Consider the following 23,601-nt stretch of genomic DNA (forward strand, 5'->3'; position numbering starts at 1 on the left):
TCCGGCCGGACCATCCGCCCCCGGCCATAAAAAGAACCCGGCCCCCTTGCGGGGACCGGGTGATGCCGGGAGGCAGGCGGTCAGAAGCTGAAAGGCGTGCGCAGGATCATCCGCATGTCCGGCGCATCCTCGGTCAAGCCGGCGCCGACGCTGAAATTGATGCCGAAATCGTCCCGCAGCTGGTAGTTCACGCCGAAGGTCAGCGCGCCCACATGCAGGGTTTCGGTGGAGTATTTCACGCCGTCGATCCGCGTGTCGGTGGGATAGATGTAGTCGTAGGAATAGCTGAGCGAGAAGGAAGTGCGCTCGTTCATCGCCAGGCCCATGCCGACGCTGAAGCGGATCGAATCGCCGGGATCGACACGCTCGACCAGCGCGCCGCCGATCGACTTGTTAATGTCGCGGGCGATGTTCCACATATAGCCGATATTCCCGAAGAACACGACCGGGTCGCTGGGCATCAGGAAGGTGACGCTGGGCTCGATCCCCCAGAAGCCCGAACCGGTCGGCAATTCGGTTTCCAGCCCGGCCGTCGGGCCGCTGGTGGTGCGCGAGACGTCATAGGGGCCGCGGCCGCTGTCGCTCTTGACGCGCAGATTGGCGATCAGCACCGGCTCGCCGGGACGGGCCTCGTTCAGCTGGTAATGCAGCGCCGCCTCGATATCGCCCAGGTCGTGGCTGCTGATATCGGTGGTGGCCGTCGTCGTCTCGGTGGCGAGAATGGTATTGGTGGTGCGGTCCGAGCGGTAGACATAGGGGATGCGGATTTCCCCTTCCAGGCGGTTCATGATCCCCGTGCGGACGCCCAGGGTCGCCGTCACGGTCTCGCGCCGGGCCTGCGTCGCCTCGAAGGCACCGATCAGAACCGTATCGAGCACGGCGGCGCCGCCGACGACGAAACGGTTGGACGAGGTATGGCTGAATTCCAGGGACGGCTCGATGACGAAACGGCCGGGCGGCGTCAGCACATTCGTCCCGCGCGGCGCATCCACGCTCCCCTGGGTCTGCGGCTGGGATTGCTGCTGGGGCTGCGGTTGCGGCTGGGGCTGGGGTTGCTGCTGCATGGTCTGGGCCGGAGCGGGAGCCTGAACCGTCTGTATCCGCGCCGCGCCACCGGCCTGGGCGAGCGGAACCGCCGCAGGCCGAGGTCCGGCGAAAGTGCCGATCTGATATCCCGGCCCGCCCAGTCCGGCCTCGATCAAGGCCATCTTCTGGCGCTGCGCCTCCAGTTCCTGGCTCTGGCGGTCCATCTCACCCTGCTGATACGCCGCCAGGGCCTTCAAGGCCTCCATATCGCGCTTGAGTTGTTCGATATCCTTGTCCGCCTGGTTTTGCTGCACGGCAATCGGAGGAGCCGGCTCAATCTCTCCAGCCCCAGCTCCACCGGCCGCTGCAAGCCCGCCAGTCAGGGCGAGCACGGCGGCGGATGTCATTAATCTCGGCTTCATGGACACCTCGGGTAGTGAGATCGGGCTATGGCGCGGGGCGGCCTGCACAAAGTAAAGCCCACACACGCACCGTAATTCTGCGTGGTCCTGGAAATAAAACTTCAAGGCGACGCCTGTGAGCGAATATACGAGCGATGCCGCAGCGCCTCCATCCCACCCGCCCGGATGCTCCTCCTCTTCACCATCCACGCCGGGAACATGGACAAAGGGATGAAACGACGTACCAAAAGGAGCGATTCGGATGGGGAGAACAGAGAGCGGAGCCTACGCAACCGGGCTAGGAAGGGGGCGTCTCTCCCCCAATTCTCCACCCATAGGGGGTCAACCCACCTGACGGTTGACCCAGGCGGAGGAGCCTAGGGCCAGGGTAGTAAGCTGTCTGCACCGTGGCTGCCCATCCCCACGCGACGTATAACAATATCCGTTCGCGTGCCCCTGACGTCAGCGCAAACGGCGTTTTCTCCCCATTACTGCGAGACGCAATGACACTTCACATGAACTGTCGGAACAATTCTTCGGTAACGAAGGATATGCTCAAGTCTCTGGGCAGCGATTACTTGGCGAATCTTCTTCTAGAACAGGCCGTAAAAGATCCTGACCTTCTGGAACGGCTTCGCCCTGCCCTGCCTGCCCGCGCCCAGCCTCCCGCCACGGTGGAAAACAACCGGACGGCACCCAGATTGGTCGGCCGCAGCCCGGCCATGCAACGTGTACGCGAAACCCTTGCCAAATTCGCCGCCACTCGCGCCCCGGTCCTGATCACCGGCGAAAGCGGCACCGGCAAGGAAGTCGCGGCGCATTTCATCCATGCCGGTTCGCCCTGCGCGTCCGGCCCCTTCGTCGCCATCAATTGCGCAGCCCTGCCGCCGACCCTGATCGCATCGGAATTGTTCGGCCATGAAAAGGGTGCCTTCACCGGCGCCGATCAGCGCCGCATCGGCCGCCTTCAGGCCGCCGACGGCGGCACGGTCTTCCTGGACGAGATCGGCGACCTGCCGCTCGACCTGCAGGCCCATCTGCTTCGTTTCCTCCAGGAAGGCACCATCGACCGCGTCGGCGGCTCGCAACCGATCACCGTCAATGCCCGCATCGTCGCGGCCACCAACGTGCCGCTGCGCCAGGCCGTGGCCGAGGGCCGCTTCCGCGAGGACCTGTTCTATCGCCTCAACGTCCTGAGCGTGGAAATGCCGCCCCTGCGCGAAAGGGGCGACGACGTGATCCTGCTGTTCGGCCATTTCCTCGAACGCTTCGCCGCCGAGATCGGCCGCCCCGTCCATGGCCTGTCGCAGGAAGCCGCGCAGGTCGTGCAGACCCATCCCTGGCCGGGCAATATCCGCGAACTGATCGCCTGCGTCCGCCGCGCCGTGGTGATGGCCGAGGGCGAATGGATCCAGGCCGAGGACCTGGGCCTGCCTCCCCCGCCCCGACGCGGGCGCAGCGGCCTGCCGATGCTCAAGACCGCCCGCGAAGAGGTCGAGGAAAGCCTGATCCGCAAGGCCCTGACCCTGCATCGGCGCAACATCACGCGCGCCGCCGAACAGTTGGGCATCTCGCGGGTCACCCTCTACCGCCTGATCGAGAAATACGAAATCCCCTTGCCCAGCGAAACCCAGGGCGGAACGGCCTGACGGCCCCCACCTTGTCCGGCGGCGTTCCGGCTTCCGCCATCCCGGAAACGCCCCGGACAAGGAAAGGCTGGACGAAGTTGCGGCGAACGAAGAAATATCTTAAAATTTTTATGGTTATTTCTTCGGACGGGACCGCAAGCCATGAAGATCGCCGTCGCCGTGGGGGCCGACTGGAACAGAACCGCAGGCCATGCCGGTCAATGCCGCCGCTGGCTGGTCTTCCTTGCGCAGCCCGACTCCCCGCCGACGGAAGCGACCCGCGTCGAACTGCCCAAGGAACTGGTCTTCCATCACTTCAAGGACGACCGTCCCCACCCCCTGGGCGACGTCGCCGTGGTCATCGCTGCCAGTGCCGGCGAAAGCTTCAAGCGGCGTATGGAAAAGCGCGGCATCGAAGCCGCCCTGACCGCCGAGTCCGATCCCGCCAAGGCTGCCGCCGACTGGCTCGCCCACCGCCTCGCCCCGCCCAAACCGCGTCCGGTGGGGGAATTGCTGTGCAAGGTCAGGGACCTGTTCTCGGACCACCGCTGAGAACCGGCCCCTCGTTCATCCTTCGAGACGGCCCTTTCGGGCCTCCTCAGGATGAAGGCGAGGCGAACCATAAAGAGGTTCCAAGGGCCCGAGGCCCTTGGCGAGTGCAGGGCGGCGCCCTGCGTTCTTCCCCCTAATGCTGCTCGCGCGTGGCCGAGAAGCGGATTTCCGGGAAATCCTGCTGGGCGCGGCCGAGCTGCCAGGAATTGCGGGCCAGATAGACCAGGGCGCCGTCGCGGTCCTCGGCCATGTTGCTGCTGTTGGCTTCCTGGAATTTCTTCAGCATGGCCTTGTCCTCGCAATCGACCCAGCGGGCCGTCTCGAAGGGCGCTTCCTCGAAACCGGCCTTGATGTTGTATTCGGTCTCGATCCGGGTGCTCAGCACTTCGAATTGCAGATAGCCGACCACGCCGACGATCCAGGCCGAACCGGCCAGCGGCTTGAAGACCTGGCTGACGCCTTCCTCGGCCAGATCCTCCAGCGCGCGGCGCAGCTGCTTGGCACGCATGGGATCGTCCAGGCGCACGCGGCGCAGGACTTCCGGGGCGAAGCTGGGGATGCCGGTGACCTGCAGATCCTCGCCTTCGGTCAGGGTGTCGCCGATACGCAGGTTGCCGTGGTTGGGAATGCCGATGATGTCGCCGGGGAAGGCTTCCTCGGCCAGTTCGCGGTCGCGGGCCAGAAAGAACATCGGGTTGTAGACGGCGATCGCCTTGCCCGAACGGACATGCTTGAGCTTCATGCCGCGCTTGAAGCGGCCCGAGCACAGCCGCACGAAGGCCACGCGGTCGCGGTGGTTGGGGTCCATGTTGGCCTGGACCTTGAACACGAAGCCGGTGACTTTCTCTTCTTCCGGCGCGATCTCGCGCGGCTGGGCGCTCTGCGGCTGGGGCGGGGGCGCGTATTGGGCCAGGCCGCCCAGCAATTCGCGCACGCCAAAGGTCTTCAGCGCGCTGCCGAAGAAGACGGGCGTCAGATGACCGGCCCGATAGGATTCGAGGTCGAAGGGTGGACAGGCGGCACGGGCCAATTCCACTTCCTCGCGCAGCTTCTCCGCATTGGCCGCGCCCACCACCTCGTCCAGCCGCGCATCCTCCAGCGACACGTCCACCGTCTCGGTGACGATATGGTCGCCCCGGCCCGGATCGAACAGCAGCACCCGGTCGTTGACCAGGTCGTAGCAGCCCTTCAGGTCGCGGCCCATGCCGATGGGCCAGGTCAGCGGCGTGACGTCCAGCGCCAGGGTCTTCTCGATCTCGTCCAGCAGCTCGAACGGCTCCAGGCCCTCGCGGTCCACCTTGTTGACGAAAGTGATGATCGGCACGTCGCGCATGCGGCAGACTTCGAACAGCTTGCGCGTCTGCGTCTCGATGCCCTTCGCCGCATCCAGCACCATGACCGCCGAGTCCACCGCCGTCAGGGTACGGTAGGTATCCTCGCTGAAGTCTTCGTGGCCGGGGGTGTCGAGCAGGTTGAAGGTCAGCCCCTCATGCTCGAAGGTCATCACCGAGGCGGTGACGGAGATGCCGCGCTCGCGTTCGATCTTCATCCAGTCCGAGCGGGTACGGCGCTGCTCGCCGCGCGCACGCACGGCCCCGGCCGCCTGGATGGCGCCGCCGAACATCAGAAGCTTTTCGGTCAGCGTCGTCTTACCGGCGTCAGGATGCGAGATGATGGCGAAGGTACGCCGCGTGGAAACGATGTCGGAGAGTGTGTCAGTCATGCCGCGTGTTTTCCGGGCTGGCCCTGAGAAAATCAAGAATTCTTTCAGCGCATCGGGCTGGCATAGAGCAGGCCGCCGCGCGTCCACAGATCGTTGAGGCCCCGTTCCAGCTGCAACGGAGACTTCGCGCCGAGATGGCGCTCGAAGATTTCCCCGTAATTGCCCACCGTGCGCAGGATGCGATAGGCCCATTCGTCGTCCAGGCCCAACGGCCCGCCGATCCCCGGCACGCTGCCCAGCAGGCGGCGGTTTTCCGGGTTGCCGTGGCTGCGCATCTCCGGCGCGTTGGCCTGCGTGATCTCCCGTTCCTCGGCCTCGATCATGACGAAGATCACCCAGCGCAGGATATTGAACCAGGCCGGGTCGTCGTCCCGCACCGCCGGCGTCATGGGCTCCTTGGAAATCCGCTCGGGCAGGATCAGGAAATCGTCGGGATTCGGCGCGGCGCTCAGGCGGAGCGCCATCAGGAGAAGACTGTCACTGGTATAGAGATCGCAGCGATCGGTGAAGAAGGCGGTCTTCATTTCCTGCTCGGAATTGAAGACCATCAGACGCAGGTCGAGACGGTGAACCTGCAGGTAATCCGTCAGGTTCTGATGCGCCGTGGTACCGGCCTGGACGCAGACCGACGCGCCGGCAGGAACTTCGCTCAGCCGCGTCACGCCCTGGCTGCGCCGCATCATGAAGGCCTGGCCGTCATAGAAGATGGTGCTGGCGAAATGGACCCCCATGGCGGCATCCCGCGAATAGGTCCAGGTGGTGCTGCGGAACAGGACGTCCACCTCGCCCGTCTGGAGGGCCGGGATCCGCGTCTGGACGCCGAGCGGCACGAATTTCACCCGCTCGCCGTCGCCCAGAACGGCGGCCGCGAGGGCTCGGCAGAAATCGACCTCGAAACCGGTCCAGCGGCCATTTTCCATGACCGAGGCGAAACCCGGCACATTGGGCGGGACCCCGCAATGGAGCATCCCCCGCCGCCGCACCTCTTCAAGGGTCTGACTCGCCTGAACCATATGTGCACTCGCCACGAAGATCAGAAGCGAGAGGAACAGAACGAGAAAACGGGACATGGGACACGTCCATTGTCATATCGGAGCGCCAAAGCTAGTATACCTCTTAGCCGGGTTCAATGCGACGGGCACCCGAACGGAAAGCAGGGCGAATCATGAAAGCCTTCCGCATGGGGGTAAGAACCCGCCTGATGATCAGTCTGGTGGGGGCGGCTGCATTCACGATCATCGCCAGCGGTGTGGCCATCGACGCCTTCACCCGGCTGAAGCGTGAATTGTCGGAAATCTCCTCCTATGAATTGCCGACCCTGATCGCGGCCCACAACCTGGCCCAGCAGGCCGAGGCCACCGTGTCCGCCGCGCCGGCCGTCGCCGCGTCGCTGATGCATTCCCAGCGCCAGACCGCCTTCTACCGTATCCGCGACCAGGAAGCCCGGCTGAACGAATTGCTGGACCTCCTGTCGGGCATGCCGGGCGTCTCTTCCGAGCAGATCAACGCCATCGCCTTCGAGCAGCGTTTGCTGAGCGCCACCTTCCACGGTTTGAACACGGCGGCGCGCCGTCATATCGACGCTCGTCTGCGCAAGCAGGCGCTGCTGGACGATCTCGCCCAGCTCCAGTCCGCCCCGAACGAACAGGCGCCGTCGCGCCAGGCCCTGGACCTGCTGCTGCAGGGGGGACTGGCCCAGCATTACCGCGAGATCGACCGGCTCGAAGCGGAATTCCTCCGCCTTGTGCAATCCGCCGCCCTGGCCGATGACCCGGACCTGGAACAGATCCGGCAGATCGGGATCGGGGAGAACGGTCTTTTCACGCAGCGCCGCCGCGAACTGGCCGCCCAGAGCGAGTTGGAAGGGCTGCTGATCCGCCATGCCCATCTTTCCGACCGGCTGATCTTCACCGTCAGCGAACTCAGCCATGCCGCCCAGCGGCGCATCGAGGCCTCCACGACCGAAAGCCAAGACCTGCTGGCGTCCCACAGCCGGCTGCTGATCCTGCTGACTCTCCTCTGCCTGCTGGGCGTCCTCGCCCTCGCCGCCTATGTCTCGCGGACCATTCTGCGGCGCATCGAGGACCTGAAGACGGCGATGGTGGCCGGTGCCGCCGGCGAGAAAGTGGAAATCCCCCTCCAGGGCCAGGACGAGATCACCGACATGGCCCGCGCGCTGCGGGTCTTCGTCTCGGCCCGCGACACCGCCGAAGCCGCCTTGCGCGCCAGCGAACAGCGCTTCCGCGATATCGCCGAGGCGGGCTCGGAATGGCTGTGGGAACGGGGCCCGGACCTGAAATTCACCTATATCTCGGAACGCCCGGACAGCCTTGCCGCCCTGCTTTCGGCGACGATGTACGGCCGCCTGATGCCCGAACGTCTCGCCGAGGCGGAAGACGAGATGGCATGGCGCCGTCATCTCGATCAGCTGCGCCGCCACGAATCCTTCCGCGATTTCCGCTACCGCCTGAAAGGGCCGGACGGACGCTGGATTCATGCCCGGCTCAGCGGCAGGCCGATCTTCGCGGAAGACGGCACCTTGCTCGGCTATCGCGGCACCGGCACCGACATCACCCAGGAGGTCGAGGCCCAGGAGAAGGCCGCGGCGGCCCAGCAGCGCCTCATCGACGCGGTGGACAACATCCCAGAAGGCTTCCTGCTGCTGGCTCCGGACGGCAAGGTCCTGCTGGCCAACAGCCACTTCCGCAACCTGTTCCCCCAGGGCGCCGACCTCGAAACGCTGCTGCCCGAGGGAAAAGACGGGCGGAGCGGCGTCACCGAGCGCCATGTGAACGGGCGCTGGCTGCATATCCGCAAGCATCGCATGACCGATGGTTCCATCGTCGGGATGTTCATCGACATCACCGACACCAAGATCCGCGAGGAGGAATTGCGCGAGGCCAAGGAGGCCGCCGAGGAAGCGGACCTGGAGAAGACCCGTTTCCTGGCCGCCGCCAGCCACGACCTGCGCCAGCCCCTGCAAGCCCTGGGCATGTTCTCGGCGACCCTGGCCGAACGCGACCTGCCGCCGGAGGAAAGGGCCCTGGTGGGCAAGATCCAGGGCTCGCTGGAAGCGCTGGAAAGCCTGTTCGACGCCTTGCTCGACCTCTCAAGGCTGGATGCCGGCGTGGTCGAGCCGGTGCCGACCACCTTCCCGATCAATGCCATGCTGGCACGTATCGCCGCCGATTTCGCGCCCCTCGCCCAGGCCAAGGGGCTGCGCCTGGCGGTGCGGCCGCTGCCGCTGCTGACCCATACCGACCCGGCCCTGCTGGAACGCATCCTGCGCAACCTGGTATCCAATGCCGTGCGCTACACCCGGAGGGGCGGCGTGCTGGTCGGCTGCCGCCGGCGCGGATCCATGCTGCGCATCGAGGTCTGGGACACCGGCCCCGGTATTCCCGAAGACAAGGTCGGGGAGATCTTCCATGAATTCGTCCAGTTGGAAGCCCCTGCCAAGGGAAATAAAGGACTTGGACTGGGACTGGCTATTGTTGAACGCACCGCCGCTTTGCTAGGACTTCATCTGGAGGTTCGGTCGCGTCTGGGGCGAGGCTCGACTTTCGGCATAGAGATCCCCCTGGCCCAAGGCGCCGCGCCGCGTCCGGTGCCCATGCCCCAGGCCGCCACCGACGACCTGAGCGGCCGCACCATCCTGGTCATCGACGACGAAAACAACGTGCGCGAGGCGTTGCGCCTGCTGTTCGAGGCCTGGAACTGCCGGACCTACTCGGCGGCCTCCGCCGCCGAGGCGCTGGCCCTGCTGGAAAAGAAAAAGATCCGACTCGACGCCATCGTCGCCGATTACCGCCTGTGCGGCGGCCTGACCGGCGGCGCTGCGATCGAGGACATCCGGCGCCAGCAGCAGGCCCCCGTTCCGGCCCTGCTGGTCACCGGCGACACCGCGCCCGACCGCCTGCGCGAGGCGCTGAGCCACGGCCTGCCGCTGCTGCACAAGCCCGTCAGACCCGAAAGACTACGCAGTCTTCTGTCGCAAGAATTAGAGAAAACACCCCAATCCTTGGTAGAGAATCAGGCCTGACGTAAATCTCCACACAGAGAACAATTTCTTAACAAAGAAGAACGACACTGAAAGAGAAAGGTCAAGGCTTTGGTATAACTGGCATTATGCCTGTCATATGACCATGGAGTTAGACCGCCGTATTGGCCCACAAATAAGTTGCTTTCAATTCCCCTAAAGCTATTTTGGGCGTAGCAATAGCTGCATTCCGGTATGGAATGAGGTATCCTTCGAGCCGATGGGGGTAGGTATGGCAGTGGTCACAGACGGCCCGTCGCATATGGTGAGGGACAAGGTCATGAAAATTATGATCGCAGATGATCATGAGTTGTTTCGGGACGGGCTCCGCCACGTCCTCGACCAGCTGGGTGACGGCCTGACGATTATCGAGGCGAGCGATTATGCCGAGGCCTTGGAAAAGGCCTCGACCGAAGAAGGCCTGGACATCGTGCTGATGGACCTGGCCATGCCCGGCATGCCTTGGGGCGAGGGCCTGCAAGCCCTGCGCGAGCGTCTGCCCGAGGAAGTGCCGATCATCGTCCTGTCGGCATCGGACGATCGCCGCCATGTCCTGCAGGCCGTCAATATCGGTGCCGCCGGCTTCATCCCCAAGACGTCCAGCTCCCGCGTCATGCTGAGCGCGCTCAAGCTGGTCCTGTCGGGCGGCGTCTATCTGCCTCCGGCCCTGCTGGAGCAAAGCGCCTCCAGCCAGCCGATGATGGACAATCCCGGCAGCCCCTTCGGTGCCGAGAACACCGCTTCCTTCCTGACGCCGCGCCAGCGCGAGGTCCTGACCCTGCTGGGCCAGGGCAAGTCGAACAAGGAAATCGCCCGCGTCCTGCAACTGGCGGAAGGAACCGTCAAGCTGCATGTCACCGCGATCCTGAAGGCGCTGAACGTCAACAACCGCACCCGTGCGGTGGTCGCCGCCGCCCAGCTTGGCCTGACCTCGCCCGACAACGTGTCGAGCATCAGCCATTAAGCGGCTCCGGGGCCGTCCACCCCGTCCCGCAGGACGGATGGCAGGCATCCGGGCGAGGCGAGACATATTCGACGTTCTGTATTGTCTTCCTGCTTAGACCTGCCGGCCCCGGCCCCCTCCAGGGGCGGGCGGCAGGCCCAAGCTCCCTTCCCGACCTCTCGCGATTCCGCTGTCCTTCCGGGACAGAAAAAAGCGGCGCAAGCCGGAAGGCATGCGCCGCAGTTTGGGGGTCTTTGGTGACCAGCCGGAGGTCACCCTCTCCTACGGGACCAATAAACGCACTTCTTACTGAGCGGTACCGCCCGGCGCGGGCTGCTGCTCGGCATCCTGCGGCGCGCTGCCCTGCTGACCCGCCTGATCCGGATCGACATAGGCTTCGGCCTGTTCAAGCTGTTCGCGGGTGGCGTTGACGGTCACCTGTTCCGGAGTGATTTCCAGGCTGTCCCAGTTCAGCGCTACCTTGCGGTCGCCCATGCCCAGGAAGCCACCCACCGAAACCACGGCATGAGTGATTTGGCCGTTGTCGCGGTCGATGATCAGGCTGTCGATATTACCGAGATTCTCGCCCTGCGGATTGACCGCGCTGCGGCCGACGATGTCATCGCTTGGGATGGCGTTCTGCGGCAGTTGGGCCTGCAGTTGCTCCATGTCGTCAGCGGCGGCGCCGACCTCGAGCTGCTGACCAGCACCCTGCTGCTGGGGAGCAGCCGCCGGATCTTCGGCGGGCTGAGCCCCCTGCGCCCAAACCGGGGTGGAAAGCATCAGAGCGATGGCGGCAGGGCTGATTATGCGCTTGAGCATCTAGGAATTCCTCCGTGTTGCCATTCGTCCTTGGAATACGTCCCTGGAATGGGATGCGTCCCTTGCGGGGCGGAGCGATATGCCCGCCCGCCACTCACTGGGACTAACGCCCCCGGCTCGCCGGGAGTTCCCCCTTTCTTTCGGGGAGGGAGCCCGGACTTTCGGGGAAAAACCAAGCATCCCATGGAGATGGAACGGGAAATTCCGGACCTGCCGGGCACGAAAAAGAGGCCGGCGCGAGGCCGGCCTTAAGTTAGCAGGGAGGTATCGGTACACGACACCGGCAGTGCCATGCCCTATGGGAAACAACGGCGGCGCAACATGAAAGGTTCCGCCGTCCCGGCCTGACCGAATCCTCTGCGCGTCCGCTCCCCCCAGCATTGCAAAAAACGCCGGGGAAGGCGGCCGCACCGCCGGGTTTCACCCGATCCGGCCGGGGCCGCCGGTCCGTGGTCTCAGTTGGCCAGCTGCCAGCTTCCATCGGGCTGCTGGCAGGCGGTGCCGCGGGCTTCCTGGGCGCGCCCCTCGATATAGATGGTATGGACATAATCGCGGCAGTTCCGGTTGCCGTCCTGATAGCTGCGCACCGGCGTCACCGTACCGCTGGCATTGCTTTCCGGATTGTTCCAGGTGATCGAACTGTTGGAGGCCAGGGCCTGACGCTCGGCCTGGGCGGCCTGGTTCTGGGCCGGCTCGCTGAGACGCGCGCCGACCTGACGGCCGAGATAGGCGCCCAGCAGCGTGCCCGCCGCCGTCGCCGCCAACTGGCCCGAACCGCGTCCGAACTGCGCGCCCGCCAAGGCCCCGGCCGCAGCGCCGCCCAGGGTCCCCACCGTTTCGCCGCTCATCCCCGTTCCGCCGGCGCCCCCTTGCGCGCAGGAGGCAAGCATGGCCGCCGAGAGCAGCGCCGCGACGCTCTTCTTGATGTTCTTCATCCGACTTCCTCCGTCTCTATAGCGTTTCGCTGTCCTTAAAATAGCGAGGGCGGCGCAATGCGCCGCCCTCTCCTTCCGTTCTCCTCCTTTTGTCACAGCATCACCCGGCACGCCGCCGCCCACCGACCATGGGGCGCGGCATCCCGGAGCGCCCGCGCGGCATGGGTGAGCGCAGATCGCCGTCCATCAGGTTGCGCAGGCGGCGCCGCGCCCGGGACAACCGGGATTTCACCGTGCCCATGGGAACGCCCAGGGCTTCGGCCGCGTCTTCGTATTGCATGCCTTCCAGGCCGACCATCAGGACCACCTGCTGTTCCTGTTCGGGCAGGTCGTCGAAGGCACGGGCCAGATCGGTCAGGGTGACGCTATGGTATTGGCGGGCAGGGCAGGACAGAACCTGGTGCTCGTCAAGCAAAGGCACCGTATTCGTCACGGAAGAGTGGCGGAGATACTGGTTGATATAAAGGTTATGGAGAATAGTGAACAACCAAGCACGAAGATTGCTTCCTTGGCGCCACAAATGTTCCCTTGATATAGCGCGCTCTAGACAGTCCTGGACAAGGTCCTCTGCATGAACCGAATCCCGGACAAGGACACGAGCATAACGCCGCAGGTTGGGGATGTGCTCGGAAACCATGAGTGCGAATTCCGCCATGTCCTTCACCTTTTGCGGGGGGAAAATAACGACGAACGTCGTGGATGGGGCTCGTCTCTGCTCCCGGGAGTCTGTCAGTCTATATCCGTTGGATAGGCCAAGAGGTGTGGAGACCAACCGATGAAATTAAGTTGAACTGATGGAGTAATCCCTAATCGGACAGGGAGACGCGAACGGCCGCCGCCCCCGAACGAAGGGGCGGCGGCCTGCGGTCCGAAAGGACGGAACGGCGGGAAACGCTTACCGAAGGGTCAGGAAATGTGCTTCTTTTCCTCTTCCTTCACCTCCTCGACATCCTCAACCATGTGCTCCATGTCTTCCTCGCCCAGCAGCTTCTGGGCATTGTCGAAAATCTCGCTCTCCTCTTCCTGGACATGGTGCTCGACCATTTCCTTGATCTGCTGGATGCATTTCAGCCAAGCGTCGCTGTCGATGGGCTGCTTCTCGGCCTCGCCCAGCATCTTCTCCACTTCGTGATGCTCCTCGGTGGCCTCGTCGATCATGTCCTTCTGCTTCTCATGCAGAGGCGGGTAGAAGACCTTCTCCTCGGCATGGGCATGAGCGATCAATTCCTGCTTCAGCTTGTGGAACAATTCCTCGCGGTCCTTCTTGGCGCCGTTCGAGGTCTGTTCGATCTGGCTGAACAGATCACGCACCCGCTGATGGTCCTGCTTGAGCATCTCGAAGAGTTGATTCGAAGCCATGGATGCGTACTCCGTTGTTGCTGACGTCGTGGTCCTGGCAAGCAAACATTCGACGCAGCAAATGGTTCCTTGGGGAGTACGCCCCATGACGCGGCGCCCCCGATAACGGGCAATCGGGCCTATGCCCGACCGCCCCCCGCCCCAGATCAACAAGGCCACCCTTGCCCCGGAGCACAGTCAATGAGCCATGATGCCCACGAGACCATGCCGTTGTGGCAGGACGGAAAGACCTTTCCCGAGCTTGATCCCCTGCGCGAAGCGGTGCAGACGGAGATCTGCATCATTGGGGCCGGCATCGCCGGATTGACCACCGCCTATCTGCTGGCGCGCGCCGGGCGTCAGGTTCTGGTGCTCGACCGGGGCGGGGTCGGCTGCGGCGAGACGGGGCGCTCGACCGCCCATATCGCCAGCGCCGTGGACGATCATTACGCGGAACTGAGCAACCTGCTGGGCGCCGAGGCCGCCCGGCTGGTCGCCGCCAGCCATGGCGCGGCCATCGACATGATCGAGCGCATCCAGGCCGAGGAAGGCATCGACTGCGCCTTCCAGCGCCTGGACGGCTGGCTTTATCCCGGCGAAGGCGGCACCGAGCAGGAGATGCGCGACGAGGTGAAGGCGGCCCGTGCGGCCGGACTGGCCGATGCGGAATTGCGCGACCATGCGCCGGTGGCGGGATTGGGCAAGGGCCCGGCCATCCGCTTCCCCAACCAGGCGCAGTTCGATCCCTATCGCTATGTCCTGGGCCTGGCCGAGGCGGTCAGGCGTCATGGCGGGCGCATCCATACCGGCTCGCCGGTCCATGGCGTCAGCGATGGCGACACGGTCCGCGTCAGCGTGGGCAAATCCCTTCAGGTCACCGCGCAGGCCGCCGTCGTCGCCACCTGCACCCCCATCAACGACCGCATCACCCTGCATTCCAAGCAGAGCCCCGACCGCACCTATGTCATCGCCGCCCCCGTCGCCGCCGGCTCCGTGCCCTTCGGCCTCTATTGGGACAATGACGAGCCCTATCATTACGTCCGCCTGCACCGCATGGAGGACGGCACCGAGGTGCTGATCGTCGGCGGCGAAGATCACCGCACCGGCCGCCCGGCGGAAGGCGAGCAGCGCTGGAAACGCCTGGAGGACTGGGCGCGCAAGCGCTTTCCCACCATGGGCGAGGTCCGCTGGCGCTGGTCGGGCCATATTATCGAACCGGCGGACGGCATCGCCTTCGCCGGACGCAACCCAGGAGAGAGGAACGTCTATGTCGCCACGGGGGATTCCGGCAACGGCATCACCCACGGCACCATCGCCGGCATGATCATCTCGGACCTGATCCAAGGCCGGGACAATCCCTGGGCCGCCCTCTACGATCCCAGCCGCGTGACCATGAAGGCCGCCGCCGAATATGCCAGCGACAACCTTCAAGTGGCCGAGCATTACGCCCGCTGGCTGGGCGGTGGCGATGTCGAAAGCACCACCGACATCGCCCCCGGCCAGGGCGCGATCATCGCCCATGGCCTGAGCCATCTGGCCGTCTACCGCGACGAATTAGGCCATCTGCACAAGCGCTCGGCGGTCTGCTCGCACATGAAATGCCTGGTGCGCTGGAACGATGCCGAGAAAAGCTGGGACTGCCCCTGCCACGGCTCGCGTTTCGACCGCTACGGGAACGTGGTCAACGGCCCGGCGACACGCTCCCTGGCTTCGCCGGAGGATTGAAATGCCCTGAGCGCCAGCCCTTCCCTCTCCCCACCCATTCGGCGACAGGTCGGAAGACATATTGCACCCCTACCGTGCATTCGGCGTACCCATAAGGGTGACCGGGTCTTTGATCCCTCCTCTTCTGCACCTTCTTCCTGCCCCTTCCGCCGGGGCCAGGCATCGGGCCGGATGTGGTGGGATAGCGGGATCGGTCCAAGCAGAAAACAATGCCGACCGACCTGGAGGGAGGAGAGAGTATGATGGAGCATCCGGCCATTCCACCAGTCCCCGCCAGCATCCTGATGACCGTGGAGCCTGCGGGCGGCGCCTGGACGCGCAGCGTCGAACTGGCCCGGGAATTATGCGATGCGGGGTCCGAGGTGACCCTGGCCGTGACCGGCGGCTCCCTCTCTCCCGACCAGCGGGCCCTGGCCTACCGCATCCCGGGCCTGGACATGCAGGAGAATGCGTCCTCGCGACCGGAAGAATGCGCCGATTGGCTGCTGGACCTGGAAGACGCCCTGTCGCCCCGGGTGGTCCATCTCAACGGCTGCCTCGAGGGCGCCCTGCCCTGGCGCACCCGCACCGTCATGTCCGTCCATCCCGGCCAGTTGACCCGGCCGCCCCAGGCGAACGATCCCGATAGCTGGGCCCGCCAGCGCGAAACCCTGCGCCGCAGCCTGACCGCCGCCGATCTGGTGGTAGCACCCAGCCATGCCGTGCTGTCCCTGCTGGTGGAAAGCTACGGGCTGTCCGGCGGACGCATCATTCCCCCCGGCCGCGACCCCTCCGCCTTCGCACCGGCGGACAAGGAACCGCTGATTCTGGGCGTCGGCCGAGTCTGGGAATCGGCCAAGAATTTCTCGCTGCTCGACGACATCGCGCCGCTGCTGAACTGGCCGATGGTCGTTGCGGGCGACAACCGCACCCCTGCGGGCGAGGCGATCCGCCTGGACAACGTCTCGCTGCTGGGCCGCCTGCCCCAAGGGCAATTGGCCGCGTGGTATGCCCGCGCCGCCATCTTCGTCTATCCCTCGCGTTTCGAACCCTCGGGCCTGTCGGTGCTGGAAGCCGCGCTGTCGGGTTGCGCCCTGGTCCTGGCCGATACGCCTTCCTTGCGGGAAATCTGGACGGGGGCGGCCCTCTTCGCCTGCCCTGACGATCCCGCCGCCTTTGCCGCCAGGCTGCGCCAGCTGGCCGAGGACCGCTCCCTGCGCGAGGCCATGGGCCATGCCGCCCGCAGCCGCGCCCTGCGCTATGGTTCGCGCCGCATGGCCGAAGCCTATTGCGCCGCCTATGGCGAGGCCCTCGCCACATCCTCCATGCGCAGTCCGGCCGCCGCCATGCAATTGCCGCTGTAAGGGAACCCTCGCGCCCGCCTCCTGTTCGTCCTTGAAGAGCCGCAGGGCAGGAGGCGGAAATGGCCCGCAAGGACGAAGACACCGAAATCCTCGAAGACGGCAGCATCTACTTCATCTATCGCCCCAAGAAAGGGGCCGAGGAAGTGGAAGACCTGTCGGATGTGCAGCGCTTCTTCGTGGTCCTCAGCCCCCGAGGCAAGAAACGCCTGCGCCGCCTGGTGCTGGGGCGCAAGAAGATGGCGCGCATCGACGCGCATCAGCGTCATTGGGGCTTCGTCGATCAGGTGGCGCAAAGCGGCACGACGGTCGAGCGCGACCTGCAGGGCAAGAGCGGCGCGGAAGCCGGCGGACGCCCCGAGGAACCCGCCCGTCCCGCCGGGGAGGGGCATTACCTGATCCTGCGCCACGGCAACCACACCCATCTCGCCTACAGCCTGCAGCTCCCCAGCGAGCCCGGCGAGGCCCAGAAGGAATTGCATATCGAGCCCGAGGGCTCCTACGTGCTGTCGGTCAAGAACCCGCAGAAGCCTTCCCCCAAGGAAGCCGGATTGCCCTCGCAGCGCAAGGCCGACCTGCCCAGGCGGCTGGAGGAGGTCTTCCACGACCGTAAATTCGCCCCCGCCGATCCCCCCGACTTCCTCGACTACGAGGGAATGGAACTGCTTCTGGTGGGCGCGCGCGAGGATGCCGAGGCGGAACTGGACGTCGACCTGCCCCACGGCTGCGAGGACCCCGACCAAGCCGGAATCTTCCGCGAATTGCACATGATCAAGTCCCGCCATCCCATCGAACCCCTGACCAAAGGCGAGTGGACCTGACGTAAACGCAGCCTTGGCAGACAAGCCCGGCAGTCCCAGGTGACGATGCAAAAGCAGAAGCCGTGATAAGGGGAGAGTTTCATGCCACGCGATAGCCAACTCCGCCGCTCCGACCTCGTCGAAACGGCGTCCCTTGGCTTCGGCCGCGCCGCCGCCGCGAAGAAATATGGCGCCATCCGCACCGCCAGCATGGTCCTGTCGGCCCGCCTTTCGCCCGAGGACCAGACGGTTCAGTCCATGCCCGACGCCAGCCCGACCAAATGGCATCTGGGCCATACCACCTGGTTCTTCGAAACGCTGGTCCTGGCGCCCCATATGCCGGGCTACCGCCCCTTCGATCCGGATTTCGCCTATCTCTTCAATTCCTATTATGAGGCCCTGGGCGAGCGTCATCCCCGCCCGGCGCGGGGCATGCTGACCCGTCCCAGCCTGGACCACATCATGGATTACCGCATCCATGTGGACGAAGCCGTCCAGCGCCTGATCGTCCAGGCCCAGGATGCCGTCTGGGCCTCGGTGGCGCCCCTGCTGGAGCTGGGGCTGAACCACGAGCAGCAGCATCAGGAACTGATCCTGACCGACATCCTGCATCTCTTCTCCCTCAATCCCCTGCGTCCGGCCTTCAGCGCCGCGCCGCCGCCCGTTTCCTCCCCTGCGCCGCCGCTGACCTGGATCGATTTCGAGGGCGGCATCCATACCATCGGCCATGACGCCGCCGATCCGGCCTTCGCCTACGACAACGAAGGTCCCCGACACGAGGTCCTGTTGCGCCCCTTCCGCTTGGCCAGCCGCGTCGTCACCAATGGCGAATATGCCGCCTTCGTCGCCGATGGCGGCTACGAGCGGCCGGATTTCTGGCTGTCCGACGGCTGGGCGCAGGTGAGGGCGGAAAGATGGCGCCATCCCCTTTACTGGCGGCGGACGGAGGAAGGCGGCTGGGAGGAGATGACCCTGCTCGGCCCCCTGGACCTCGACCCCCATGCCCCGGTGCGGCATCTCAGCTTCTACGAGGCCTCCGCCTATGCGAACTGGGCGGGCAAGCGCCTGCCCAGCGAAGCGGAATGGGAAGTGGCCGCCGTCTCTCTCGGCCCCGATGCGCCCGAGAAGGGCAATTTCGCCGACGGGCCGCTGCTGCCCCGCGCCGCCAGGGGGACCGGGCTGAGCCAGATGTTCGGCGATGTCTGGGAATGGACCTGCAGTCCCTACATCCCCTATCCGGGCTTCCGCCCGGCCTCCGGCGCGGTGGGCGAATATAACGGCAAGTTCATGTGCAACCAGATGGTGCTGCGCGGAGGATCCTGCGTCACGCCCTCCGGCCATATCCGGCCCAGCTACCGCAATTTCTTCTATCCCTCGGCCCGCTGGCAGGTGGCGGGAATCCGACTTGCGGAGGACGCATGAAGCATCAGAAAGCCCACCACGACCTTCTCGAGGAATTCCGCAAGGCCGTGGTGACCGGCCTGTCGGCCCCACGCAAGGAAGTATCCTGCAAGTTTCTCTATGACGAGCGTGGATCGGCCCTGTTCGAGCGTATCTGCGAGCTGGAGGAATACTACCCCACCCGCACCGAGATGGGCCTGTTGCAGCATTATAGCCGCGACATCGCCCGGCGCATGGGGCCGGGCTGCCGCTTGGTGGAATTCGGCAGCGGCTCGACCCGCAAGGTCCGCATCCTGCTCGAGGCGCTGGAGCGCCCGGCCTGCTATCTGCCGGTGGACATCTCGCGCGAGCATCTGCTGGCCCAGGCCCGCCTGCTGGCCTTCGACTATCCCGACCTTGCGGTCCTGCCGATCTGCGCCGATTTCACCCAATCCTTCGCCCTGCCCCGCCTAGAAAGCGGGGCGGGCGCGACGCTCGGCTTCTTTCCCGGCTCGACCATCGGCAATTTCACCCCGGCCCAGGCCCGCGATTTCCTGAGCCGCACCGCCCGCCTGCTGGGGCCGAAGGGGGCCATGCTGGTGGGAGTCGACCTGCGCAAGGCCCCTGAGATCCTGCATGCCGCCTATGACGACCGCGAAGGCGTGACGGCGGAATTCAACCTGAACCTTCTGGCCCGCATCAACCGCGAGTTGGACGGGGATTTCGACCTCGCCGCCTTCCGCCACCGCGCCCGCTGGAACGACGAGGACAGCCGGGTGGAAATGCATCTGGAAAGCCGCCATGGCCAGACGGCCCGGGCCTGCGGCCACGATTTCTCCTTCGCCGCCGGCGAGACGATCCATACCGAGAATTCCTACAAATACTCGGTGGAAGGCTTCCGCCGCCTGGCCCGGGAGGCCGGTTTCGCGACCGAGAAGACCTATGTGGACGATGCCGGGCTGTTCAGCCTGCACCTGCTGCGGCCGGTGTGAGGCGGCAGGCCATGCTTCGAGACGGCCCTTCGGGCCTCCTCAGCATGAGATTTATCTTATTGAAAGGAAATAAGAAATTAGCCTCACCCTGAGGAGGCCGCATAGCGGCCGTCTCGAAGGGCGAGGCGGCCCAGCCCCCTACAGCAGCCCCAATTCCTTCAACTCGCGCAGCATCTCGGGCGGCATCTCGGCGATGTCGCCGCCCGCCATGTCCGCGGGCGCGTCCTCGGGCTTGAGATAGCGCCAGCCCTGGAAGGGCCGCTTGGGCTGGGGCATGGTCTCGACGAGTTCCGCATCGAGTTCCAGCAGGCAGAAAGGCCGCCCGTCGTCTTCCTTGTCCTCATGCACGGCCAGCACCTTCTGGCGGGCAACGATGCTGCCCTTGACCACCCAGTAGATCGAGCCGCCCGCGCATAATTCCTCGGCCCGGCGGGGGATCATGCGGGTGCGGTGGAAGACCATGCCATGGTCCTTCAGGCGTTGGGACTGGATGCGGCGCAGATGGCCGACATCCTCGATGCCGACGGCAAGCTTGACGAGATGGATCATGGCCCGCGCTGTACCCCATCAGCGCGGGCCGCCGCAAGTACGGAAATGGCTGAAGCCTTCCCGAGGACGCGAAAAGATCACTCCATCAGGCCGACGATCGTCCGTTGGCCGCTGCGCTGGGCCAGGTCGCGGGCGGTTTCGCCCTCGGCATTGCGCAAGTCGGGATTGGCCCCGGCCTGGCGCAGCAGCGCCACGGTCGAGCCGTTGCCCTGCCAGACCGCATACATCAGGGCCGTCCAGCCGTTACCAGCCTGAATGTCGGGATTGGCGCCCCGGTCCAGCAGCAGGCGGACGATGGCGTCATGGCCCTGCAAGGCCGCCCCCATCAAGGGGGTCTTGCCGTCCAGATTGACCAGGTTGGGATTGGCGCCCGCACTCAGCAGAGCCCTGGTGCTGTCGGCATCGCCGTTCCAGGCGGCATACATCAGGGCCGTCGCCCGGTCATTCGAGGGCAGGTCGGGCTGGGCGCCCCGGTCGAGCAGCAGACGCACCAGATCGGCCCGCCCCCGTTCGGCCGCCACCACCAAGGCTGGACGGCCATTGGCGAAACTGGTATTGGCATCGGCCCCGCTGTCCAGGGCGGCCTGCAGGGCGGCGGGATTGTCCATCATGTTGATCTGCAGCGGACGGACCGCCTGGACCACCGCCGCCTGCTGCCGGGGCGGATAGAGCGGGACCGGACCATCCTGCGAGAGCTGAGGCGACTGGTAGACGATCACGGTTCCGGGCGGGTCCTCCGGCACGGGACGGAGCAGGCTTTCCGGTTCGGTGAATTGCGGCGGCTGGCTTTCGGCCAATTGCCGCTCTTCCACCTGACGGCGCAGTTCGGCTTCCTGCCGGGCGCGCTGTTCTTCCTCCAGGCGCATGGCCTCCTGCAATTCCCGTTCAGCCTGTTCCCGCCTTTCGGCCTCGGCTATCTGACGCTGCGCCTCTTCCTGCTCGCGCCGTTCCGCCACACGGCGCAGCACCGGGTGATCCGGCGCCAGCGACAGGCCCAGGTCGAGATATTCCTGCGCCCGCGCCATGTCCCCCCGCCGTTCGGCCGTCACCGACAGGTCGGCATACCGTCCGGCCAAGGCACGGATACCGGCCAAGGCGCGCGGTTCGTCCGGCACCAGGGCCAGCACTTCGCGATAGGTTTCCAGCGCGTTGTCGCCGGGCGGCCTGGTCAGGGCCAGGGCGCGGGCCTGGTCCTCGGCCTTGCCCAGAAGCTCGGCTACCCTCTCCTCCAGGGAAGGCTGTTCGGGTTCCGGGGCCGGGGCTTGAACCTCGACCGGAGCCGGAGCGGGCTCGGGCGCCACCGCCGTTTCCACCTCCGCCTCGGGCGCCCGCAGCGGCTGCGGCTCGGGCCGGGACAGGTCGAGCGGAGCCACCGACAGCAATTGCGGCGGCTGCGGCCCCTCGGGCGCGCGCGCCTCCAGTTCCGGCGCCAAGGGAACCGCCGGAGGCTCGTCCGGCACCGCCACGCTCGGCAGCGAGACGCCCGGCGCCTCGACCTGGATGCCCTCCGCCAGGATCGGCGGTTCCTCAGGATCGGGCATGGGATCGCTGGCATCGGGCAGCGAAGCGATCTGCGTCGGGCGGGCTTCCTCGTAGACCGGCAGGGCCTCCTCGTACCGGCCCAATTGGTCGGTAAGGTAATCCTCGCCGACATAGGCCGGATTGGCGGCCACCTCCGGCTCCGCCCGTGTCACGTCCCGCACCCCCTGATACAGCAGCACCCCTGCCCCGGCGGAGATCACCAGGGCAGCGGCCACGGCGGTAGCATGGACCCGGCGCCGTGCGGGGCGTTCCTCTTCGTCGTCGAAAGGCAGCGGCAGGTCGTCCTTGGCCGTCAGGGGAATCCTGCCCGGCGACAAGGGCTCCGTGGAATGCCCGTCATCGCCGTCCTTGACCGCGATGGCCTCCACATGGACCGCCTGGATGGGATCGGCGGGATAGGCGAAGAACAGCGCGTTGGTGGCGATCAGGCCCGCCTGGCGCGGCAGGCCTTTGGCATGATGGGCGATCCGCGCCAGGGCCTCGGGGGCGAAGATGTCGCGCGTCGCGCCCGCCTGTTTCAGGCGATGGCGCAGCAGGGCGACCAGCTCCGCCTCGGGCAGCGCTTCCATGCGGCGGCGCCAGACCACCGGACGGCGGGGACAGCGGAAGACCGCCCGTTCCATCTGCCCGTCGATCTCGGGCCGCCCGGCCAGGACCAGTTGCAGCCGCGTGCTGCCCAAGGTCTGGGGATCGGCCAGTTCCAGCAGGCGCTGCAATTCCTCCTCGCCCGCCTTCTCGGCATCATCGACCATCAGCACCAGCATGCGGTCGGCACCGATTCCGCCGCGATGGCGCCTCAGGGCCTCGAAGACCTGGCGCGTGACCGGCCGCCCCTCCGAGGGCGGCTCGGCCTTCAGGCGCAGGATTTCCGCCTCCGCCGCCAGATCCTCGTTCAGCAGGTCAAGAAGCGCGGTCTTGCCGATGCCGCCCTCGCCCAGCAGCAGGATCACGCCGCGCCGCTTCTCCACCGCCCGCGCCACATCGCGCAACGCCGCCTCGGTGGAGGTACCGCGCATCAGCCACCTCGTTTCCCCCTCGTTCCGGAAGGGCTTCGTCTGCAAGCCGTAGAAGGACAGGATCTGGTCGAACATTCATTCCCCCGCTGCTTCAATCTTGCTGCCGCCCCGTCAGGCAGGCGGATGCGCCGCCCTTTACGGACTCCGCGCATCTGCGAGGAACGCCTTCACTCGACGGAAGTTCCACCCCCTCTCCTTTTGCACCGCCCGTTGTGACGGAACGGTGTGGTCATACTCGCCGTTCTGCATGCCGAGCGATGCTGTAGACGAAAAGGGAGAAGCATGCCCCGCCCAATCATCCCCCTGATGGCGGCCGGATTGGCCGTCACCTTGACCGCAGGCTGCGCGACGCGCCCGACCGAAACGGCGATCCTCGATTGCTGGACCCTGACGCCCGAACAATTGGCCGACGCCGCTGCACGCGGCCAATGCCGCGACGCCTTTGCCCGCTATGCCGAGGAACGCGGCATCGCCACCTCCCCCGACATCTTCTCCACGCCAAGCGGCGGATCAGGAGCCGGGATCGGCTTGGCCTCCGCCCCTGGCGACGCGAGCGGAGACGCTGGCGGCGGAACCGGCAGTGGAGGAAGTAGCGGCGGTGCCGGAGACGGCGGTTCCGGTGGAGGTGATGGTGGCTCCGGCGGCAGTGATGGTGGTTCCGGTGACGGGGATGGTGGCTCCGGCGCAGGTGACGGCGGCTCCGGTGGGGGCGATGCTGGCTCCGGCGGCGGGGATGGCGGCTCCGGTGGCGGGGACGGCGGTTCCGGCGGAGGTGACGGCGGTTCCGGTGGCGGGGACGGTGGTTCCGGTGGCGGGGACGGCGGCTCCGGTGGGGGCGATGGTGGCTCCG

General features: G+C 65.9%; 18 protein-coding genes and 1 pseudogene. 9 read left to right on the top strand and 10 right to left on the bottom strand.

All coding sequences use genetic code 11. The features are described 5' to 3' along the window. Window positions 1-80: 80 nt before the first annotated feature. Window positions 81-1,433: a transporter gene (locus EPD66_RS19355; protein WP_221931032.1), complete on the bottom strand. Its 1,353-nt coding sequence runs from the start codon at window positions 1,431-1,433 to the stop codon at window positions 81-83. A gap of 545 nt (window positions 1,434-1,978) precedes the next feature. Between EPD66_RS19355 and EPD66_RS19360 the strand changes: the two genes are divergently transcribed. Both EPD66_RS19360 and EPD66_RS19365 read left to right on the top strand, forming a co-directional pair. Continuing rightward, window positions 1,979-3,076, top strand: a complete 1,098-nt coding sequence (locus EPD66_RS19360; protein ID WP_255448586.1) for a sigma-54-dependent Fis family transcriptional regulator — start codon at window positions 1,979-1,981, stop codon at window positions 3,074-3,076. A gap of 141 nt (window positions 3,077-3,217) precedes the next feature. Beyond that, window positions 3,218-3,607, top strand: coding sequence for a hypothetical protein (locus EPD66_RS19365; protein WP_142850168.1), 390 nt, complete (start codon window positions 3,218-3,220; stop codon window positions 3,605-3,607). Between the two features lie 133 nt (window positions 3,608-3,740). Here the strand turns inward: EPD66_RS19365 and EPD66_RS19370 are convergent, their stop codons facing one another. Further along, window positions 3,741-5,330, bottom strand: coding sequence for a peptide chain release factor 3 (locus tag EPD66_RS19370; protein ID WP_142850169.1), 1,590 nt, complete (start codon window positions 5,328-5,330; stop codon window positions 3,741-3,743). Between the two features lie 44 nt (window positions 5,331-5,374). Then, window positions 5,375-6,400 carry an amino acid ABC transporter substrate-binding protein gene (locus EPD66_RS19375; protein ID WP_142850170.1) on the bottom strand — a complete coding sequence of 342 codons (1,026 nt, stop codon included), beginning with the start codon at window positions 6,398-6,400 and terminating at the stop codon, window positions 5,375-5,377. Between the two features lie 110 nt (window positions 6,401-6,510). Between EPD66_RS19375 and EPD66_RS19380 the strand changes: the two genes are divergently transcribed. Further along, window positions 6,511-9,372, top strand: coding sequence for an ATP-binding protein (locus EPD66_RS19380; RefSeq protein WP_185961517.1), 2,862 nt, complete (start codon window positions 6,511-6,513; stop codon window positions 9,370-9,372). Window positions 9,373-9,649: 277 nt separating this feature from the next. Further along, the gene (locus tag EPD66_RS19385; RefSeq protein ID WP_142850172.1) at window positions 9,650-10,333 is read left to right on the top strand and encodes a response regulator transcription factor; all 684 of its coding nucleotides are present in this window, start codon (window positions 9,650-9,652) and stop codon (window positions 10,331-10,333) included. Between the two features lie 285 nt (window positions 10,334-10,618). Here the strand turns inward: EPD66_RS19385 and EPD66_RS19390 are convergent, their stop codons facing one another. From EPD66_RS19390 to EPD66_RS19405, 4 genes are all read right to left on the bottom strand, one after another. Further along, on the bottom strand, window positions 10,619-11,134 hold the full coding sequence (locus tag EPD66_RS19390; protein WP_142850173.1) for a PRC-barrel domain-containing protein: 516 nt from the start codon (window positions 11,132-11,134) through the stop codon (window positions 10,619-10,621). 455 nt (window positions 11,135-11,589) lie between these two features. Then, window positions 11,590-12,069: an RT0821/Lpp0805 family surface protein gene (locus EPD66_RS19395; protein WP_142850174.1), complete on the bottom strand. Its 480-nt coding sequence runs from the start codon at window positions 12,067-12,069 to the stop codon at window positions 11,590-11,592. 100 nt (window positions 12,070-12,169) lie between these two features. Next, window positions 12,170-12,724: a sigma-70 family RNA polymerase sigma factor gene (locus tag EPD66_RS19400; RefSeq protein WP_142850175.1), complete on the bottom strand. Its 555-nt coding sequence runs from the start codon at window positions 12,722-12,724 to the stop codon at window positions 12,170-12,172. Between the two features lie 251 nt (window positions 12,725-12,975). Beyond that, entirely contained in the window at window positions 12,976-13,428 is a 453-nt protein-coding gene (locus EPD66_RS19405) for a hemerythrin domain-containing protein (RefSeq protein WP_185961518.1), read from the bottom strand. A 180-nt stretch (window positions 13,429-13,608) separates the two neighbouring features. Here EPD66_RS19405 and EPD66_RS19410 point away from each other — a divergent pair, with 180 nt between their 5' ends. The 5 genes from EPD66_RS19410 to egtD all read left to right on the top strand — a co-directional run bounded on the left by EPD66_RS19410 (window position 13,609) and on the right by egtD (window position 19,644). Beyond that, the gene (locus tag EPD66_RS19410; protein WP_142850177.1) at window positions 13,609-15,132 is read left to right on the top strand and encodes an FAD-dependent oxidoreductase; all 1,524 of its coding nucleotides are present in this window, start codon (window positions 13,609-13,611) and stop codon (window positions 15,130-15,132) included. 239 nt (window positions 15,133-15,371) lie between these two features. Continuing rightward, on the top strand, window positions 15,372-16,475 hold the full coding sequence (locus EPD66_RS19415) for a glycosyltransferase family 4 protein (RefSeq protein ID WP_185961519.1): 1,104 nt from the start codon (window positions 15,372-15,374) through the stop codon (window positions 16,473-16,475). Between the two features lie 59 nt (window positions 16,476-16,534). After that, complete coding sequence (locus EPD66_RS19420) at window positions 16,535-17,293, top strand: hypothetical protein (protein WP_142850179.1); 759 nt, start codon at window positions 16,535-16,537, stop codon at window positions 17,291-17,293. An 81-nt stretch (window positions 17,294-17,374) separates the two neighbouring features. Continuing rightward, window positions 17,375-18,694: an ergothioneine biosynthesis protein EgtB gene (egtB, locus tag EPD66_RS19425; RefSeq protein ID WP_142850180.1), complete on the top strand. Its 1,320-nt coding sequence runs from the start codon at window positions 17,375-17,377 to the stop codon at window positions 18,692-18,694. Next, window positions 18,691-19,644 carry an L-histidine N(alpha)-methyltransferase gene (gene egtD, locus EPD66_RS19430; protein WP_142850181.1) on the top strand — a complete coding sequence of 318 codons (954 nt, stop codon included), beginning with the start codon at window positions 18,691-18,693 and terminating at the stop codon, window positions 19,642-19,644. Before egtB ends, egtD begins: the two co-directional genes overlap by 4 nt. 138 nt (window positions 19,645-19,782) lie before the next feature. On the opposite strand, the gene EPD66_RS19435 is transcribed toward egtD, so the two are convergent. From EPD66_RS19435 to EPD66_RS24770, 3 genes and pseudogenes are all read right to left on the bottom strand, one after another. Next, complete coding sequence (locus tag EPD66_RS19435) at window positions 19,783-20,193, bottom strand: DUF1489 family protein (protein ID WP_142850182.1); 411 nt, start codon at window positions 20,191-20,193, stop codon at window positions 19,783-19,785. A 77-nt stretch (window positions 20,194-20,270) separates the two neighbouring features. Beyond that, window positions 20,271-22,826, bottom strand: a complete 2,556-nt coding sequence (locus tag EPD66_RS19440; protein WP_142850183.1) for an ankyrin repeat domain-containing protein — start codon at window positions 22,824-22,826, stop codon at window positions 20,271-20,273. 435 nt (window positions 22,827-23,261) lie between these two features. Then, window positions 23,262-23,601: pseudogene (locus EPD66_RS24770) on the bottom strand (hypothetical protein); the annotation flags it as partial.

It is taken from the genome of Telmatospirillum sp. J64-1, assembly GCF_006980715.1.
Taxonomy (GTDB): domain Bacteria; phylum Pseudomonadota; class Alphaproteobacteria; order Rhodospirillales; family Magnetospirillaceae; genus Oleiliquidispirillum; species Oleiliquidispirillum nitrogeniifigens.